This is a genomic window from Mycobacterium gallinarum (assembly GCF_010726765.1).
Taxonomy (GTDB): domain Bacteria; phylum Actinomycetota; class Actinomycetes; order Mycobacteriales; family Mycobacteriaceae; genus Mycobacterium; species Mycobacterium gallinarum.
On record NZ_AP022601.1, the window covers coordinates 592,396 to 608,399 of the forward strand.

Genomic DNA, 16,004 nt, shown 5'->3' on the forward strand with positions numbered 1-16,004 from the left:
GTCTGCACGTCGGCCCGATACAACGCGCGGCGGCGCCGCCGATTGCTTGGTCGGGCCGAAAAGGCCCTGTGACCTGCGGTTACAGGTAGCCAATGGGGTATGGTGTAATTGGCAACACAGCTGATTCTGGTTCAGCCATTCTAGGTTCGAGTCCTGGTACCCCAGCCATTCGCGATGAGCGCTCGTGCGAAGAGCACGGGCCTCTAGCTGATTAGGTCCGCATATCCCGCTGGGCTATGCTGGCTGTCCGGAAATAGTTCTGGCCCCCGTCGTCTAGCGGCCTAGGACGCCGCCCTCTCACGGCGGTAGCGTGGGTTCGAATCCCATCGGGGGTACAAAGCAGTACGTTTTACAGCCTGCGGGTGAGTGCATCGGCGGCGGCCAATAGGTCGGCGGCCCACCGTGCTCCAGGGCGACGTCCCATTCGGTCGATCGGCCCGGACACCGATACGGCGGCGATCACCGCACCGGTGGCATCGCGCACCGGCGCCGACACACTCGCGACCCCCGGCTCGCGTTCCGCGGCGCTCTGGGCCCAGCCACGTTTGCGGACCTCGGCGAGGGTCCGGTCGGTGAACTTCGCGCTGGGCAACACCGCCTGTTGCGTGGCGGCGTCGGCGTAGGCCAGCAGCACCTTGGCGCCTGAGCCGGCCGTCATCGGCAATCGCGCGCCGACCGGGACGGTATCCCGAAGCCCGGCAGGTGGTTCCAAGGCGGCGATACATGTACGCGCGGTGCCTTCGCGGCGATATATCTGCACGCTCTCGCCGGTGATCTCACGCAGGCGCGGCAACACCACGGCGCCGGCGGCCAGCAAGGGGTCGTTGACCTGTCCCGCCAACTCGGTGAGCGCAGGCCCGAGCCGCCATTGGCCGTCTCCGTTGCGGATCAACAGCCGATGCACTTCCAGACCCGCGGCCAAGCGGTGCGCGGTCGCACGTGGCAGTCCGGTGCGCTCGCACAGCTCTGCCAATCCGCACGGCGAATCCGCGATCGCGTGCAGCACCCCCATGGCTTTGTCCAGCACCCCGATGCCGCTATCCTGTCTCACAGGGAGATACTAGCTTCCCAGAATGTGAGAAAGTCAAGATGGCAGCCCAGGACAAGCCACGCACACTCGCCGAAAAGGTGTGGGACGACCACGTCGTCGCGAAGGGATCGGGTGACGGCGCGGCCCGCGAACCCGACCTCATCTACATCGACCTGCACCTTGTGCACGAGGTCACCAGCCCGCAGGCGTTCGACGGCCTCCGCCTCAACGGTCGGCCGGTCCGCAGACCCGATCTGACGATCGCCACCGAAGACCACAACGTGCCGACGATCGACATCGACAAGCCGATCGCCGATCCGGTCTCCCGCATTCAGGTCGAGACGCTGCGCCGCAACTGTGAAGAGTTCGGCATCCGGTTGCACCCGATGGGTGACGTCGAACAAGGCATCGTTCACATCATCGGGCCGCAGTTGGGCTTGACTCAGCCGGGGATGACGGTGGTGTGTGGCGACAGCCATACCTCCACCCACGGTGCGTTCGGTGCGCTCGCGATGGGCATCGGCACATCCGAGGTCGAGCATGTCCTCGCGACGCAGACGCTTCCGCTGCGGCCTTTCAAGACGATGGCGGTCAATGTCGACGGGCAACTGCCTGCGGGCGTGAGCGCAAAGGACATCATCCTCGCGGTGATCGCGAAGATCGGCACCGGCGGGGGACAGGGATACGTCATCGAATACCGCGGCAGCGCCATCGAATCGCTGTCGATGGAAGGGCGCATGACGGTCTGCAACATGAGCATCGAGGCCGGGGCGCGCGCCGGAATGGTCGCACCCGACGAGACAACGTTCGAGTTCTTGCATGGTCGCCCGCACGCTCCGAAGGGGGCGGACTGGGATGCCGCAGTAGCGGCGTGGAGTCAGTTGCGCACCGACGAAGGCGCGGAATTCGACACCGAGGTCTACATCGATGCCGCGACGCTGAGCCCATTCGTCACGTGGGGGACCAATCCCGGGCAAGGAGTTCCGCTGTCGGCGTCGGTACCGGACCCCGAGCTGATCTTTGACGACGGTGAGCGCCAGGCGGCCGAAAAAGCGTTGGCGTATATGGATCTTCGGGCTGGAACGTCGATGCGTGACATCACCGTGGACACCGTCTTCGTCGGCTCGTGCACGAACGGGCGCATCGAGGATCTGCGGGTGGTCGCCGACGTGCTCAAGGGTCGCAAGGTCGCCGATGGCGTGCGGATGCTCATTGTGCCCGGTTCGATGCGGGTGCGAGCGCAGGCCGAATCAGAGGGCCTCGGTGAGATCTTCGCCGCCGCCGGCGCGGAGTGGCGCCAGGCCGGATGCTCGATGTGTCTTGGAATGAATCCAGATCAACTGTCCCCGGGGCAGCGCTGCGCATCGACGTCGAACCGAAATTTCGAGGGACGGCAGGGCAAAGGAGGGCGCACCCATTTGGTGTCGCCTGCCGTCGCCGCGGCCACCGCTGTGCGCGGCACGTTGTCTTCTCCCGCCGATCTGACTCACGCATAGGAGCTCTGTGATGGAACCATTCCGCACTCATACCGGCATCGGCGTTCCGCTTCGCCGGTCCAATGTCGACACCGACCAAATAATCCCCGCCGTGTATTTGAAGCGGGTAACCCGAACAGGTTTCGAGGATGGCTTGTTCGCGGCATGGCGGTCCGACCCGTCTTTCATCCTGAACATGTCGCCGTTCGACAAAGGATCGGTGTTGGTCGCGGGTCCCGATTTCGGCACTGGTTCGTCGCGAGAGCACGCCGTGTGGGCGCTCATGGACTACGGATTCAGAGTCGTCATCTCATCTCGCTTCGCCGACATTTTTCGCGGCAACGCGGGCAAGGCGGGCCTCTTGGCGGCCGAAGTCGCCCAAGATGATGTCGAACTTTTATGGAAGCTCATCGAGGAGCATCCCGGCATGGAAATTACTGTGAATCTTCAAGATCGGAACGTCGTCGCGGGAACGGTCATGGTGCCGTTCAACATTGACGATTACACCGCCTGGCGACTCTCCGAAGGACTCGACGATATAGGTCTTACGCTGCGGAAATGCGATGAAATCGATTCGTATGAAGCACGCCGTCCCAGCTGGAAACCGCGTACCTTGCCGGCGTGACGGATTGGCTTTCTGAGCCGAAATCTTCACCCCTGAACCCGGTTATCGGGACCCCCGGCAGGAGCTCAAGGGGGGCAAGAAAGTTCGCTAGATTCTGCTGAAATTGCGCGTGGCTCTTGGAAATCAGTGGCCATTGGGTTTACCGTGTCCTCTAGTCGGCCCAAAGTGGGCTACTGGTTTTCGGAGGTTTTGCATGAACAAAGCAGAGCTCATCGACGTACTCACGGAGAAAATGGGCTCGGATCGTCGGTCAGCAACCGCTGCGGTCGAGAATGTCGTCGACACAATCGTGCGCGCGGTTCACAAGGGTGACAGTGTCACAATTACCGGCTTCGGCGTTTTCGAACAGCGTCGTCGTGCTGCTCGTGTTGCGCGTAACCCGCGCACCGGCGAGACCGTGAAAGTTAAGCCCACATCCGTGCCGGCATTCCGGCCCGGCGCACAGTTCAAAGCGGTTGTTTCTGGGGCACAGCGCCTCCCGTCGGAAGGACCAGCAGTGAAGCGTGGCGTGACGGCGGGCGGCGCCCGCAAGGCCGTGAAGAAGGCCGCAGTTAAGAAGGCGGCCAAGAAAGCGGTGAAGCGCACGGCAGTCAAGAAGGCTGTGAAGAAGGCCGCAGTCAAGAAGGCTGTGAAGCGCACGGCAGCCAAGAAGACTGTCAAGAAGGCCGCAGTCAAGAAGGCCGCGAAGCGCACCGCGGCCAAGAAGACTGTCAAGAAGGCCGCAGCTAAGAAGGCTGTGAAGCGCACCGCCGCCAAGAAGGCTGTGAAGCGTTCCCCGGCCAAGAAGGCTGTGAAGCGCGCCCCGGCCAAGAAGGGCCGCAGGTAAGTTCAACATCGAACACGCCGTGGGTCGCGCCGGCTGAGCCGGCAATTCAAGCGAATGCGACCCACGGCGTGTTTGTGTCTGACGAACTTCAGCCGGCCGCAGCGTTCATTTCTTGAGGGCGAGCGGACTGCCGATGTGATCGGCGGCGATCAGGCGTCCGTCGTATAGCGACAGGACCCAGGTGCTGCCTTTGCGGTTGCGCGATTTGTCCGGGCGGACTCCGTCACGCTCGCACCACCATGAGATGAGATCCGGAATCACCTTGCCCTGAGTGCAGATCACCGGCGTGCCTTCGGCGGTGGCGATCTCGACGAATCGGTTACGCGAGGCTTTGCGATTCTCCGCATACGCCTCTTCGGTCAGCAATGGCTCGCTACTGATGTCGACACCGAGTTCCTCGGCCAGCGGCGCGATCGTCTGATGGCACCGAGTCCGGTCCGCTGCGTACAGCCTTTCGGCGCCGAAGGACAACAACTGTCCGACGAGAGACTCGGCCTGCGCGCGGCCATGCTTGTCCAAAGGACGGTTGCGGTCGTCACCTTTGTATCGCGACTTGCTGCCCGCGGTGCCGTGCCGGACGATCAACACCGTCTTCGTATCGGCCGGCAGCTTCTTGAAGCGGCGAAGGACCTTTCGGTCGTGCGGGTAGCCGACCGCCTTGATGGCTTCGGATATGGGAAGCCATTTGAGTTCGTCGACTTCCGAGTTCGGGCTGAACTCCCCGCCGATGGCGCGGGCAGTCCAGTACCGCACCTTCTTGGTGCTTTGGTCGACGGGATAGGTCACCGCGGCCAACCGCCGGCCGAGATGTGCCGCGTAGCCGGTTTCCTCGGCGACCTCGCGGACGGCGGTCACGGGTTCCGTCTCGCCGGGGTCGACTTTGCCTTTGGGAAGTGACCAGTCGTCGTACCGGGGACGGTGAATGACCGCGACCTCGGGTGCATCGTCACCCGGTCGCCACAGCACCGCACCCGCGGCAAAAACGGCCTTGCTCACCGGAACGGCGCGGGGTGGGTCGTCCCTCGGCACGTCAACTCCTGCTGGTCATTCGGGGCCCCGAGAGCTCACAGCCGACGGATCTCAAGGGTGCCGGTGGCGTTCCATCAACGACACCTGATGGTCGCGGACCGTCTCGCCCTCTCGCGGCGACGCTGTCCACTTACCATCCATGTCCAACTCCCAGCACCGGGTTGACGGATCAAGGGCGGAATCGAAGACGTCGTTCAGCTGTGAAGTCAGCCTCGGATCCTTCACTTGAGCCATCACCTCGACTCGTCGGTCGAGATTACGATGCATCATGTCGGCGCTTCCGATCCAGAACTCGTCGGTGGCGCGGAAATGAATAATTCGCGAGTGTTCGAGGAACCGGCCCAGAATCGAGCGCACCGTGATGTTTTCGGAGAATCCGGCCACGCCGGGACGCAGTGCACAGATGCCGCGCACCACCACCTCGACGCGGACCCCTGCCTGCGATGCCCGATAGAGCGAATCGATCACCTGCTCGTCGACCAGCGCGTTGGCCTTCAGCCGAATACCCGCATCGGCTCCCGACTGCTTGGCGGCGATCTCCCGTTCGATCCGCTCGATGATCCCCTTGCGGACACCGTAGGGCGCGACCAACAGATTGCGGTACGACTCTTTGCGTGAGTATCCGGTCAACGAGTTGAACAGATCTGTGAGGTCGGCGCCGATGTCCGGCGCGGCCGTCAACAGGCCGACGTCTTCATACAGGCGTGCGGTCTTGCTGTTGTAGTTGCCGGTACCGATATGGCAGTAGCGCCGGATCGTGGATCCTTCTCGGCGCACGACGAGGCAAGTCTTGCAGTGAGTCTTCAACCCGACCAGTCCGTAAACCACATGCACGCCCGCACGTTCAAGGGCGCGGGCCCATTTGATGTTGGCCTGTTCATCGAAGCGCGCCTTGATCTCAACCAGCGCCACAACCTGTTTGCCTGCGGCCGCGGCGTCGATCAGCGCGTTGACGATGGGTGAATCACCCGATGTCCGGTACAGCGTCTGCTTGATGGCCAGCACGTTCGGATCGGCGGCGGCCTGCTCGATGAACCGTTGAACCGACGTGGAAAACGAATCGTAGGGATGGTGCACCAGCACGTCGCCGTCACGCAGCGTCGAGAAGATGCTCTTCGGTGTTTCCCGCTCACCGAATGCGGGCGGCGTCGCCGGCACGAACGGACGGTCTTTCAGCGCGGGGCGGTCCTGGTCATAGATCTGCCACAGCGACGACAGGTCGAGAAGCCCGGGTACCTCGATGACATCACCGGTGTCGACGTCGAGTTCGCGCAAGAGCAGCTCGAGCATGCTCTCGGTCATGTCGTCGGACACTTCGAGGCGCACCGGGGAACCGAAGCGCCGCCGCGCCAATTCTCGCTCCAGCGCCTGCAGCAGATCTTCGTCACGGTCCTCTTCGACCTCGAAGTCCGCGTTGCGGGTGATGCGGAAAGCATGATGCTCGACGATCTCCAGGCCGGGGAACAGCACCGGCAGGAACGCGGCGATCAGTTCCTCCATCGGGAGGAACCGCACGACATCCGAGGAACCTTCGCGGCGCGCCAATTCGACGAAGCGATCCACGTTGTCGGGCACCTTGATTCGGGCGAAGTGCTGCCCGCCGTCCTCGGGTTGCCGGACGGTGACGGCAAGGTTCAGGCTCAGCCCGCTCACAAAGGGGAACGGATGTGCCGGATCGACGGCCAGCGGCGTCAGCACCGGGAACACCTGTTCATGGAAGTACGTCGACAGCCGGGAGCGCTCGCCCTCATCCACTTCGGCCCACGTGACGATGACGATGCCCTCGTCGGCGAGCGCGGGCCGCACCGCGTCGAGGAACACATGGGCGTGCCGGTTGGAGATCTGCTGAGTGCGCTCGTTGATCCGGCGTAGTTGCTCGCGCGGCGAGAGGCCATCGGCCGACCGCACGGACAACCCCATCTCGTCGCGTCGTTTCAGTCCCGCCACTCGAACCATGTAGAACTCGTCGAGATTGGACGCGAAGATCGCGAGGAACTTCGCCCGCTCGAGCAGCGGCAGCGACGGGTCGGCGGCGAGCGCAAGCACACGGGCGTTGAAGTCGAGCCAGCTCAGTTCGCGGTTGAGGTAGCGGTCTTCGGGCAGCGCGTTGTCGACCGCTCGCGATGTCGCAGCCGGTGGGGCTTCAGGCGCCGCATCTCCCGACTGCGGTGTCCCGGGACGAGCTGACGTCGCCGGCTGCGCGGTTCCGGTCGTCGACCCGGTGTCGGTCTCGAGGATCTCGGTATCGGCTTCCGTCATCCCTCAAATGATTCCCTATTAAGTAGTCGCGCGGCCACCGCGGTGAAGAACTGTTACCTGACACCAGCGATGGCCTGCGCGGTTGTCGCGCCGACACCGAGGCGACGCGCCACCAACAGGTCATCGGGTGTGTCGATGTCACAGCGCAGCCCGGGCCAGGCGCCGGTCAGCTCGATGGCGCCCGAATGGCGATGGCGCTCGGCTGAATCCTGGCCGAATCGCGGATCCAGCGCGACGCCGAGGGCGAACAACGCCGAGGTGCCCGTACCGTGCCGGTCGCCGACGAAGCTGCGGGGGTGGGCGCGGGCCGCCGCGATCGCCTCGCCCAGCTCCTGAGGTTGCAATGCGGGCAGATCTCCCTGCAGCACAACGATGTTCGACGTCTCGGGCCGCACCGTTTCCTCCGCTGCGGCGATGGCGTTGTTGAGCGGATTTTGATGGCCCTGCGGCGTCGGATCGGGGAGCACTCGTGCGCCGAGCTGCCTGGCAGCGTCGCCGGCGACGTCGTCGGGTGTCACCACGGTGATCGACTGCACCTCCGATACAGCCGCGGCAGCTGTGATGGTGTCGATCAGCATCGCCAGCACGACGGCTTCGCGGGTGGTCGCGGAGAAAATCGGCGCCAGCCGCGTCTTGGCGGCGGCCAGGCGTTTGACCGCGATCACCAGCCCGATATCGGCTTCCGATGACCCGCCCATGAGCGCCATCCTGCCAGCAGACCACACCGCGCTAGGGTGAAGGCGTGGTCGACGCGGCAGTGCTGGGGGCCGGAGCTTGGGGGACGGCACTCGCCAAGGTCCTGGCGGACGCCGGCAATGAGGTGCGGTTGTGGGCCCGTCGGCCCGAGTTGGCCGACGAGATCAACAGCACCCATCGCAACCCGTTCTATCTCGATGACGCGGAGCTGCCGGAGACGATCCGCGCGACCAGCGATCCCGCTGAAGCGCTCACCGGAGCGTGCACCGTGTTGCTTGCCGTGCCCGCTCAGTCGTTACGGACCAACCTCGTGCAGTGGGCTCCTCTCATCGGTGACGACACCACGTTGGTAAGCCTGGCCAAGGGCATCGAGCTCGACACGTTGATGCGGATGAGCCAGGTGATCGTTCAGGTCACCGGGGCGGACCCGTCGCGCGTCGCGGTGATCTCCGGGCCGAACCTCGCCAGCGAAATCGCCGATGAGCAACCGGCGGCCACCGTCATCGCGTGCAGCGACTCCGGACGGGCCGTGACGCTGCAGCGTGCATTCTCGACCGGATACTTCCGTCCGTACACCAACGCCGATGTCATTGGCGCCGAGGTCGGCGGCGCGTGCAAGAACGTCATCGCGCTGGCGTCCGGCATGGCTGCTGGAGTCGGGCTGGGGGAGAACACGGCAGCAGCGATCATCACTCGCGGGCTCGCCGAGATCATGCGACTCGGAATCGCGTTGGGCGCCAAGCCGGCAACGCTGGCCGGCCTGGCGGGCGTCGGCGATCTCGTCGCCACCTGCACGTCACGGCGCTCCCGCAACCGCTCGTTCGGGGAACGGCTGGGCAAAGGCGGCACCATGGAGTCTGCGACGCGCGCCGCGGATGGGCACGTCGCCGAGGGTGTGACGTCGTGCCAGTCGATACTCGCGCTTGCGGCCAGCTACGACGTCGAGATGCCGCTCACCGATGCCGTGAATCGGGTCTGCCACAAAGGCGCATCGGTGTATGAGGCGGTGGCACTGCTGCTCGGGCGCAGTACGAAACCGGAGTAGGGCGTGGACGGTCTATACGGTGATTCGACTCGCAGCGTCAAAGCAGTCGGCTCAGAACCGGTTTCGGGCAGTCCCGTGGTATCGCCCCCCGTGCTCGCGTCGACGTTTCATCTCTCCCCGGACGACGCGGAGCCCTTTGACAAGTACGGGCGGTATTCCAATCCCACGTGGCGGCAACTGGAGTCGGCGCTCGCCGAACTCGAAGGAGCCGCCGCCGCGCTGACGTTCGGTTCGGGAATGGCCGCCATCACCGCGGTGTTGCGGGTGCTGGCCAAGCCCGGCACCAAGCTCGTGGTGCCTGCCGACGGCTACAACCAGGTTCGCAGCTATGCCAGGGAATACCTTGTGCCACTTGGAGTCACGGTGGTGGAGGTGGCATGCGCCGCGATGTGTGCCGCGGCCGCTGACGCGGATGTGGTGCTTGCGGAGACACCGGCCAATCCCGGGCTCGATGTCGTCGACCTGCACCGGTTGGCGATGGACTGCCGGCGCCGGGGGGCGACCCTCGTGGTCGACAACACCACCGCGACGCCACTGGGCCAGCAGCCGCTGTCCCTTGGCGCCGACCTCGTCGTCGCCAGCGCGACGAAATCGCTTTCGGGACACAGCGATCTGATCGCGGGATATGTCGCGGGCAGCCATCCGGAGTTGATGGCCACGGTGGAGCAGGAGCGTCTGCTTGCCGGACCGATCCTCGGCCCGTTCGAGGCGTGGCTGGTGCTGCGCAGTCTGGGCACTGCGGGCCTGCGGTTCGAACGGCAGTGCCACAACGCGCAAGCACTCGCGGTGATGTTGCGCAGTCATCCGGCGGTGCGCTCGGTCCGCTATCCCGGGTTGCCCGACGATCCGTCACACCAGATCGCGGCCCTGCAGATGAAGCGGTTCGGCGGGCTCGTCGCAATCGAACTGGACAGCGCGCAGGCAGTGCACTCCCTGGTGGAACGCAGCGCGCTGGTCGTCTCCTCGACGAGCTTCGGCGGGATCCACACCTCGCTGGACCGCCGCGCTCGCTGGAGCGATCCAGTCGCCGACGGATTCGCCCGGATCTCGCTGGGCATCGAGGACACCGACGACCTGATCAGCGATTTCGAACAGGCGTTGTCCTGAAACCGCAGGTCAGGGTATTGAAGCGACCCGCGGTGGGGCTGGACGGTAGCCTCTCTAGGTTGTGACTGCCAGCCAAGAGCACGGAGCCGCGCCGGCGGCGACATCGGGCTCGAGCGCGGCCCGGCGTGTTCGGGTCGCCGTCGTCTATGGCGGCCGCAGCTCTGAGCACGCGATCTCCTGCGTTTCCGCAGGTAGCATCCTGCGCAACCTCGATCCGAAACGCTACGAAGTGGTCGCCGTCGGCATCACCCCGGAGGGCGCGTGGATGCTCACCGACGCGGACCCCGACGCCCTGGCCATCGCCGACGGGCGGTTGCCGCAGGTCACCGGCGAATCGGGTAGGGAGCTGGCCCTCGCCGCCGATCCGGGACGACGTGGTGAGCTGCTGTCGGTCGGCCGCGGTGCTCCCGAGGTGTTGGAGGCCGTCGACGTGGTCTTCCCAGTGCTGCACGGCCCGTACGGCGAGGACGGCACGATCCAGGGGCTGCTCGAGCTGGCCGGAGTGCCCTACGTCGGTGCGGGCGTGCTCGCCAGCGCGTCGGGGATGGACAAGGAGTTCACCAAGAAGCTGTTGGCTGCGGAGGGCCTGCCGATCGGCGATCAGGTCGTGCTCCGGTCACGGCAGGAGACGCTGGACCTAGAGCAACGCGAACGGCTCGGACTGCCCGTGTTCGTCAAGCCCGCGCGCGGCGGATCGTCGATCGGCGTGAGCCGGGTGACGGCGTGGGATCAACTGCCCGCGGCGATCGAGCTGGCCCGGCGCCACGACCCCAAAGTGATCGTCGAGGCGGCAGTCGTCGGACGTGAATTGGAATGCGGTGTACTCGAATTCCCCGACGGCCGTGTAGAAGCCAGCACTGTGGGTGAGATCCGGGTGGCGGGTGTCCGCGGTCGCGAAGACTCGTTCTACGACTTCGCGACGAAGTATCTCGAAGACGCCGCGGAGCTCGACGTACCCGCCAAGGTCGACGACAGCATTGCAGATGAGGTGCGACAGTTGGCGATTCGCGCGTTCCAGGCCATCGACTGCCAGGGTCTGGCCCGTGTCGACTTCTTCCTGACCGACGACGGCCCGATCATCAACGAGATCAACACGATGCCGGGATTCACCACCATCTCGATGTTTCCGAGGATGTGGGCGGCCAGCGGTGTCGACTATCCGACGCTGTTGGCCACCATGGTCGAGACAGCACGCACGCGCGGCACGGGTCTGCGCTAGCCCACTGGTGCAGGGTCGACCGCCTTGGCGGGCAACGACTTCGCGATGACCCGCGAGATCTCCTGGATCGGCGTGGGACCCGAGCCTGCGGGCAGCGTCAAGGCGACGTACACCGGACGATCCACGACGAACCATGTGCTGCGCCCTTGGTCGGCGTCTGGGTCTTCACCCGCCCCCGCCTCGCCCACGCGGAACCACGACACCTTGTCGACCACCTGTAGCGGGCTGCCGAGGACGAACTCCGCGGGCCGGTCCACACCACATCGCAGGATCACGGCCTCGCCGTCGGGAGCCGCACGCCACGCTGCGGCGGCCGGTGGCGCCGGGTCGGCGGCTGCGGCGCGCCGATAGTCGCCGAGGCGTTCGGGCAGTGCGTCGACCAACGCTCGACAGTCCGCACTGTCGGCGTACGGTGCCGGCACCGCGACGATCGCGACGGGCTTTTCCGTCGTAGGGGTCTGTCGAAGCGCCGCGAAGACCAGGATCGAGCCGATGGCGGCGACAGCCACGGCGATCGCCGCGATCATCAGGCCCCTGGGCGGGCCATCGCGGGTTTCGGTGTCGTCCACGGCCCAAACTCTATGGGCGCGCCCCGTCGGCGATCGGGCAGGTCAGGGTGCGGGTGATGCCGGGCACCTGCTGAACGCTGGGAACGACGCTGGCCTGTAGTTCGTCGTGACTTTGCGCGCCGATGCGGACCACGACGTCGTACGGACCGGTGACGTATTCGGCCGACACCACACCGGGCAGGGCTGAGAGCTGTTTGGCGACGACTTCAGCGCGGCCCACCTCGGTCTGAATCAGCATGAACGCCTCGACCACCGGGCTGTCCTCCCTCTTGCTGCATAGACTCCACGCCGCAGGGACCAAACGTACCGCAGCTCAGGGGAGGCGACATGATGAGCGACGAGCCCCCTGAAACGCTGGCCGGGGTGGGCGAGTTCGCCGTCATCGACCGGCTTGTCGCGGGCCGCGAGCAACCGGACTCGGTGGCGCTGGGGCCCGGTGACGACGCGGCGGTTGTGTGGGCCCGCGACGGGGCGACGGTCGTGTCGACGGACATGCTCGTCGAGGGGAGCCATTTTCGGCTGGACTGGTCGACGCCGCGCGATGTCGGGCGCAAGGCGATCGCGCAGAACGCGGCCGATATCGAGGCGATGGGTGCGACGGCCACCGCGTTCGTCGTCGCGTTCGGGGCGCCGGGCCGAACAGCCGCAGCACAAGCGGTGGAGCTGGCCGACGGCCTGTGGTACGAGGCGCGGCTGCTCGGCGCCGGCATCGTGGGTGGCGATCTGGTGACGGCCCCGCAATGGGTGATCTCGGTGACGGCACTCGGCGATCTGGGCGGCCGCGACGCGGTTCGGCTCGACGGTGCACGAGCAGGTGACACCGTCGCGGTCGTCGGCGACGTCGGGTGGTCTGCTGCCGGATATGCGTTGTGGCTCAATGGTATTGACGGTTTCGAAGCGTTGCGCCGCCGCCACTTGGTACCGGAGCCGCCGTACGGCCAGGGTCGCGTCGCGGCGGAAGCCGGTGCGACGTCGATGACCGACGTATCAGACGGCCTGATGGCCGATCTCGGACACATCGCGCGCGCATCCGACGTCGGCATCGATCTGTCGTCGGATTCGCTGAGCGCGGAATGCGATCCGCTCGCCGCTGCGGGCACCGCGCTGGGCGTCGATCCGTCGGGCTGGGTGCTCGGCGGAGGCGAGGACCATGCGCTGGTCGCGACATTCCCGGGACCACCACCGCCCGGCTGGCGGGTGATCGGGCGGGTGCTCGATGGTCCGGCGAGGGTCCTGCTCAACGGTCAGCCGTGGCACGGCGAAGCGGGCTGGCAGTCGTACTGATCGACTCCGATCGTCCGGGCACGCTAAGTTGACCCTTCGTGACCGCACGACCGCTGAATGAAATCGTCGAAGAAGGATGGGCGAGTGCGCTCGAACCCGCGCGGGCACAAGTCGCCCAGATGGGGGAGTTCCTGCGCGCGGAGATCGCAGCGGGCCAACGATATCTTCCTGCTGGTCAGAATGTGTTGCGTGCCTTCACATTCCCATTCGAGCAAGTGCGGATTCTGATCGTCGGCCAGGATCCGTATCCGACGCCGGGACACGCCGTCGGACTGAGTTTCTCGGTGGCACCTGAGGTGCGGCCGTTGCCGCGCAGCCTGGCGAACATCTTCACCGAGTACGTCGACGATCTGGGCTACCCGGCACCCACGACGGGTGATCTGACGCCATGGGCTGAGCGTGGCGTGATGCTGCTGAACAGGGTGCTCACCGTCCGGCCGGGGACACCTGCGTCGCATCGGGGCAAGGGCTGGGAGGCGGTGACCGAGTGCGCGATCCGGGCCCTGGTCGCACGGCGGCAGCCCTTGGTCGCGGTGTTGTGGGGCCGCGACGCATCCACGTTGAAGCCGATGCTGGGCGCCGATTGCGTGGCCATCGAGTCGCCGCACCCGTCGCCGCTGTCGGCGTCGCGGGGTTTCTTCGGCTCGCGACCGTTCAGCCGCGCGAATGAACTACTCGAAAAGATGGGCGCCGACCCGATTGACTGGCGCCTTCCATAGTCGTCTTACCCGCAGGCCGCATGAGGCCGTGCGGCGACGGCTACCCGCGCGCGACGATCAAACCGTCAGCCGCGCGAGACCTTCCCCGCCTTGATGCACGACGTGCACACGTTGACGCGCTTCTTGTTGCCACCGGGGTGGGTCACGGCGCGCACGGTCTGAATATTCGGATCCCACCGACGGCTGGTCCGGCGATGGGAGTGCGACACCGACTTGCCGAAGCCGGGGCCCTTCCCGCAGATATCGCACACGGCAGCCATATGTAGAACTCCTCGAATCAGTACTTGGGGGCCTGGGTATCCGTCGCTAGCGGCGGCGGGTCGACCCGACAACCTGACCAGGATACCGGCCACGCCGAGGATCACCAAAATGGTCTCCACAGGCGCGGACGTTCACCAAGGCGCTGTCGGGCCGAATGGCTAGGCTTGCGCCGACGGCGGCGCCTCGAGTCAGTGGCGTATCGCCATAGCGGCGGGAGGTGGGCATGTCGGATCGGCGGCTGGACGCCTCCGCATTGAGGGATTGGGCGTACACCGCCGTCGGCGACCTCATCACCCACACCGACGAGATCAACCGGCTCAACGTGTTCCCCGTCGCCGACGCCGATACCGGCACGAACATGCTGTTCACCATGCGTGGCGCGTGGGCGCAGGCCGACGCGCTGGCGGCGTCCGACAACGTGGTGGATATCGCCGCCGCGCTGGCGCGTGGCGCACTGCAGGGCGCACGCGGTAACTCCGGCGTCATCCTGTCCCAGATCTTGCGCGGGCTCGCCGATGTCACCGCCTCTGCGGCCGCCGACCGCGGCGGCGTGCTCGCCGACGTCGGCGGGGCGCTGTTCGGGGCGGCACTGCGGCATTCGGTAGCCCTGGTCGTCAGCTCGATGGGTGAAGCGGTTCCCGGCACGATCGTCTCGGTGCTCCAGGATGCGGCGGGTGCCGCCGAAGATGCGGGTGCCGCCAATTCCGGTATCGCCGCGGTGGTCGCGGCGGCGGCCGATGCCGCATCGATCGCACTGGACAAGACCACGGGGCAACTCGACGTGCTGGCGGAGGCCGGCGTGGTGGACGCCGGCGGGCGGGGCCTGCTGGTACTGCTGGATGCGATGAGCGCCACCCTGACCGGGCATGTCCGGCATCGCAAGGAGTACGTGCCGGCCCCGCCGCAGGCGCCCGTCCCCGCTGCCGCGACGGTCGCGTCGCCCCAATTCGAGGTGATGTACCTGCTCAGCGGATGCGACCCGGCCGGGGTGGAGACCCTGCGCTGCAGCCTCGACCGACTCGGGGAATCGGTGGCGATCGCGACGACGGCCGACGCGGACCAGTACTCGGTGCATGTGCACGCCGATGATGCCGGTGCCGCCGTTGAAGCGGGGCTGTCGCTGGGCACGCTGAGCCGCATCCAGATCACGTCGCTCACCGGTGCGGTGGGGGCGCGGCCGTCCGGCGGATGGGCCAGGGAACGGGCCGTGCTCGCGGTAGTCGACGGTGCCGGCGCCGAGGAACTGTTCGCGGGCGAGGGCGCGCACGTATTGCAACTCGAGGCCGGCGGACCCGTCAGCGCCAAACACCTCCTCCATGCCCTGGTCAACACGGGTGCGGCGCAGATCATGGTGTTGCCGAACGGATACGTCGCCGCCGAGGAACTGGTGGCAGGCTGCACCGCAGCCAGCGGGTGGGGTATCGACGTGGTGCCGGTGCCGACGGCGTCGATGGTGCAGGGGCTCGCCGCCCTGGCCATGCACGACGCCGATCGGCAAGCCGTCGACGACGGCTACACGATGGCGCGGGCCGCCGCGAGCGCCCGGCACGGATCGGTACGTGTCGCCACCGAGGAGGCGCTCACGTGGGCAGGCGCCTGCGAGCCCGGCGACGGCCTGGGCATTGCGGCCGACGAGGTGCTGATCGTGGGCAAGGACGTCGCGACGGCAGGCGCCGGACTGATCGACCTGCTGCTCGCCGCCGGTGGTGAACTCGTCACCGTGCTCACCGGTGCGGGCGTCGACGCAGCGGTCGGAGAGGCCTTGGCGGAGTACGTCCACCGCGAACACCTGGCCGCCGAGATCGTCACGTACCACACGGGTCATCGCGGCGACGCGCTGCTGATCGGCGTCGAGTAACC

The 16,004-nt window shown here is 66.3% G+C and carries 16 protein-coding genes and 2 tRNA genes; 11 read left to right on the forward strand and 7 right to left on the reverse strand.

Translation table 11 applies throughout. The features are described from left to right. Window positions 1-93 precede the first annotated feature (93 nt). Both G6N42_RS02875 and G6N42_RS02880 read left to right on the forward strand, forming a co-directional pair. Window positions 94-168: transfer RNA gene (locus G6N42_RS02875), tRNA-Gln, on the forward strand. A 94-nt stretch (window positions 169-262) separates the two neighbouring features. Further along, window positions 263-335 (forward strand) — tRNA-Glu (locus tag G6N42_RS02880). A gap of 14 nt (window positions 336-349) precedes the next feature. On the opposite strand, the gene G6N42_RS02885 is transcribed toward G6N42_RS02880, so the two are convergent. Beyond that, on the reverse strand, window positions 350-1,051 hold the full coding sequence (locus tag G6N42_RS02885; RefSeq protein ID WP_163725818.1) for an IclR family transcriptional regulator: 702 nt from the start codon (window positions 1,049-1,051) through the stop codon (window positions 350-352). Window positions 1,052-1,089: 38 nt separating this feature from the next. Here G6N42_RS02885 and leuC point away from each other — a divergent pair, with 38 nt between their 5' ends. The 3 genes from leuC to G6N42_RS02900 all read left to right on the forward strand — a co-directional run bounded on the left by leuC (window position 1,090) and on the right by G6N42_RS02900 (window position 3,956). Then, complete coding sequence (gene leuC, locus G6N42_RS02890; RefSeq protein WP_163725821.1) at window positions 1,090-2,526, forward strand: 3-isopropylmalate dehydratase large subunit; 1,437 nt, start codon at window positions 1,090-1,092, stop codon at window positions 2,524-2,526. A 10-nt stretch (window positions 2,527-2,536) separates the two neighbouring features. Continuing rightward, window positions 2,537-3,130 carry a 3-isopropylmalate dehydratase small subunit gene (leuD, locus tag G6N42_RS02895; protein ID WP_163725824.1) on the forward strand — a complete coding sequence of 198 codons (594 nt, stop codon included), beginning with the start codon at window positions 2,537-2,539 and terminating at the stop codon, window positions 3,128-3,130. A 193-nt stretch (window positions 3,131-3,323) separates the two neighbouring features. Next, window positions 3,324-3,956 (forward strand): HU family DNA-binding protein, encoded by a 633-nt coding sequence (locus tag G6N42_RS02900; RefSeq protein ID WP_163725827.1) that lies wholly within the window; start codon window positions 3,324-3,326, stop codon window positions 3,954-3,956. A gap of 105 nt (window positions 3,957-4,061) precedes the next feature. Here the strand turns inward: G6N42_RS02900 and mutT1 are convergent, their stop codons facing one another. Genes mutT1 through cofC form a run of 3 tightly spaced genes read right to left on the reverse strand, consistent with a single transcriptional unit; the run spans window position 4,062 to window position 7,942 of the window. Further along, window positions 4,062-4,985: an 8-oxo-(d)GTP phosphatase MutT1 gene (gene mutT1 / locus G6N42_RS02905; RefSeq protein ID WP_163725830.1), complete on the reverse strand. Its 924-nt coding sequence runs from the start codon at window positions 4,983-4,985 to the stop codon at window positions 4,062-4,064. A 51-nt stretch (window positions 4,986-5,036) separates the two neighbouring features. After that, window positions 5,037-7,244: an RNA degradosome polyphosphate kinase gene (locus tag G6N42_RS02910; protein WP_163725833.1), complete on the reverse strand. Its 2,208-nt coding sequence runs from the start codon at window positions 7,242-7,244 to the stop codon at window positions 5,037-5,039. A 53-nt stretch (window positions 7,245-7,297) separates the two neighbouring features. Further along, window positions 7,298-7,942, reverse strand: a complete 645-nt coding sequence (gene cofC, locus G6N42_RS02915; RefSeq protein ID WP_163725836.1) for a 2-phospho-L-lactate guanylyltransferase — start codon at window positions 7,940-7,942, stop codon at window positions 7,298-7,300. A 44-nt stretch (window positions 7,943-7,986) separates the two neighbouring features. Here cofC and G6N42_RS02920 point away from each other — a divergent pair, with 44 nt between their 5' ends. From G6N42_RS02920 to G6N42_RS02930, 3 genes are all read left to right on the forward strand, one after another. Beyond that, window positions 7,987-8,985, forward strand: coding sequence for an NAD(P)H-dependent glycerol-3-phosphate dehydrogenase (locus G6N42_RS02920; RefSeq protein ID WP_163725838.1), 999 nt, complete (start codon window positions 7,987-7,989; stop codon window positions 8,983-8,985). A gap of 3 nt (window positions 8,986-8,988) precedes the next feature. Further along, window positions 8,989-10,092 (forward strand): cystathionine gamma-lyase, encoded by a 1,104-nt coding sequence (locus tag G6N42_RS02925; RefSeq protein ID WP_163725841.1) that lies wholly within the window; start codon window positions 8,989-8,991, stop codon window positions 10,090-10,092. Between the two features lie 61 nt (window positions 10,093-10,153). Next, complete coding sequence (locus G6N42_RS02930) at window positions 10,154-11,311, forward strand: D-alanine--D-alanine ligase family protein (RefSeq protein WP_163725843.1); 1,158 nt, start codon at window positions 10,154-10,156, stop codon at window positions 11,309-11,311. Here the strand turns inward: G6N42_RS02930 and G6N42_RS02935 are convergent. Both G6N42_RS02935 and G6N42_RS02940 read right to left on the reverse strand, forming a co-directional pair. Beyond that, on the reverse strand, window positions 11,308-11,838 hold the full coding sequence (locus G6N42_RS02935; RefSeq protein WP_163736881.1) for a DUF3515 domain-containing protein: 531 nt from the start codon (window positions 11,836-11,838) through the stop codon (window positions 11,308-11,310). The two genes, G6N42_RS02930 and G6N42_RS02935, sit on opposite strands and share 4 nt — an antisense overlap. 52 nt (window positions 11,839-11,890) lie before the next feature. Beyond that, window positions 11,891-12,133 carry an Lrp/AsnC family transcriptional regulator gene (locus tag G6N42_RS02940; protein WP_163725846.1) on the reverse strand — a complete coding sequence of 81 codons (243 nt, stop codon included), beginning with the start codon at window positions 12,131-12,133 and terminating at the stop codon, window positions 11,891-11,893. Window positions 12,134-12,210: 77 nt separating this feature from the next. On the opposite strand from G6N42_RS02940, the gene G6N42_RS02945 reads away from it, so the two are divergent. Next, a complete protein-coding gene (locus G6N42_RS02945) occupies window positions 12,211-13,164 on the forward strand; it encodes a thiamine-phosphate kinase (protein WP_174262207.1) in 954 nt (317 codons plus the stop codon). 38 nt (window positions 13,165-13,202) lie between these two features. Continuing rightward, window positions 13,203-13,883, forward strand: a complete 681-nt coding sequence (locus G6N42_RS02950; RefSeq protein WP_163725852.1) for a uracil-DNA glycosylase — start codon at window positions 13,203-13,205, stop codon at window positions 13,881-13,883. Window positions 13,884-13,948: 65 nt separating this feature from the next. Here the strand turns inward: G6N42_RS02950 and rpmB are convergent, their stop codons facing one another. Next, the gene (gene rpmB, locus G6N42_RS02955) at window positions 13,949-14,143 is read right to left on the reverse strand and encodes a 50S ribosomal protein L28 (protein WP_083125945.1); all 195 of its coding nucleotides are present in this window, start codon (window positions 14,141-14,143) and stop codon (window positions 13,949-13,951) included. A gap of 224 nt (window positions 14,144-14,367) precedes the next feature. On the opposite strand from rpmB, the gene G6N42_RS02960 reads away from it, so the two are divergent. Continuing rightward, complete coding sequence (locus G6N42_RS02960; RefSeq protein ID WP_163725854.1) at window positions 14,368-16,002, forward strand: DAK2 domain-containing protein; 1,635 nt, start codon at window positions 14,368-14,370, stop codon at window positions 16,000-16,002. Window positions 16,003-16,004: the final 2 nt, after the last annotated feature.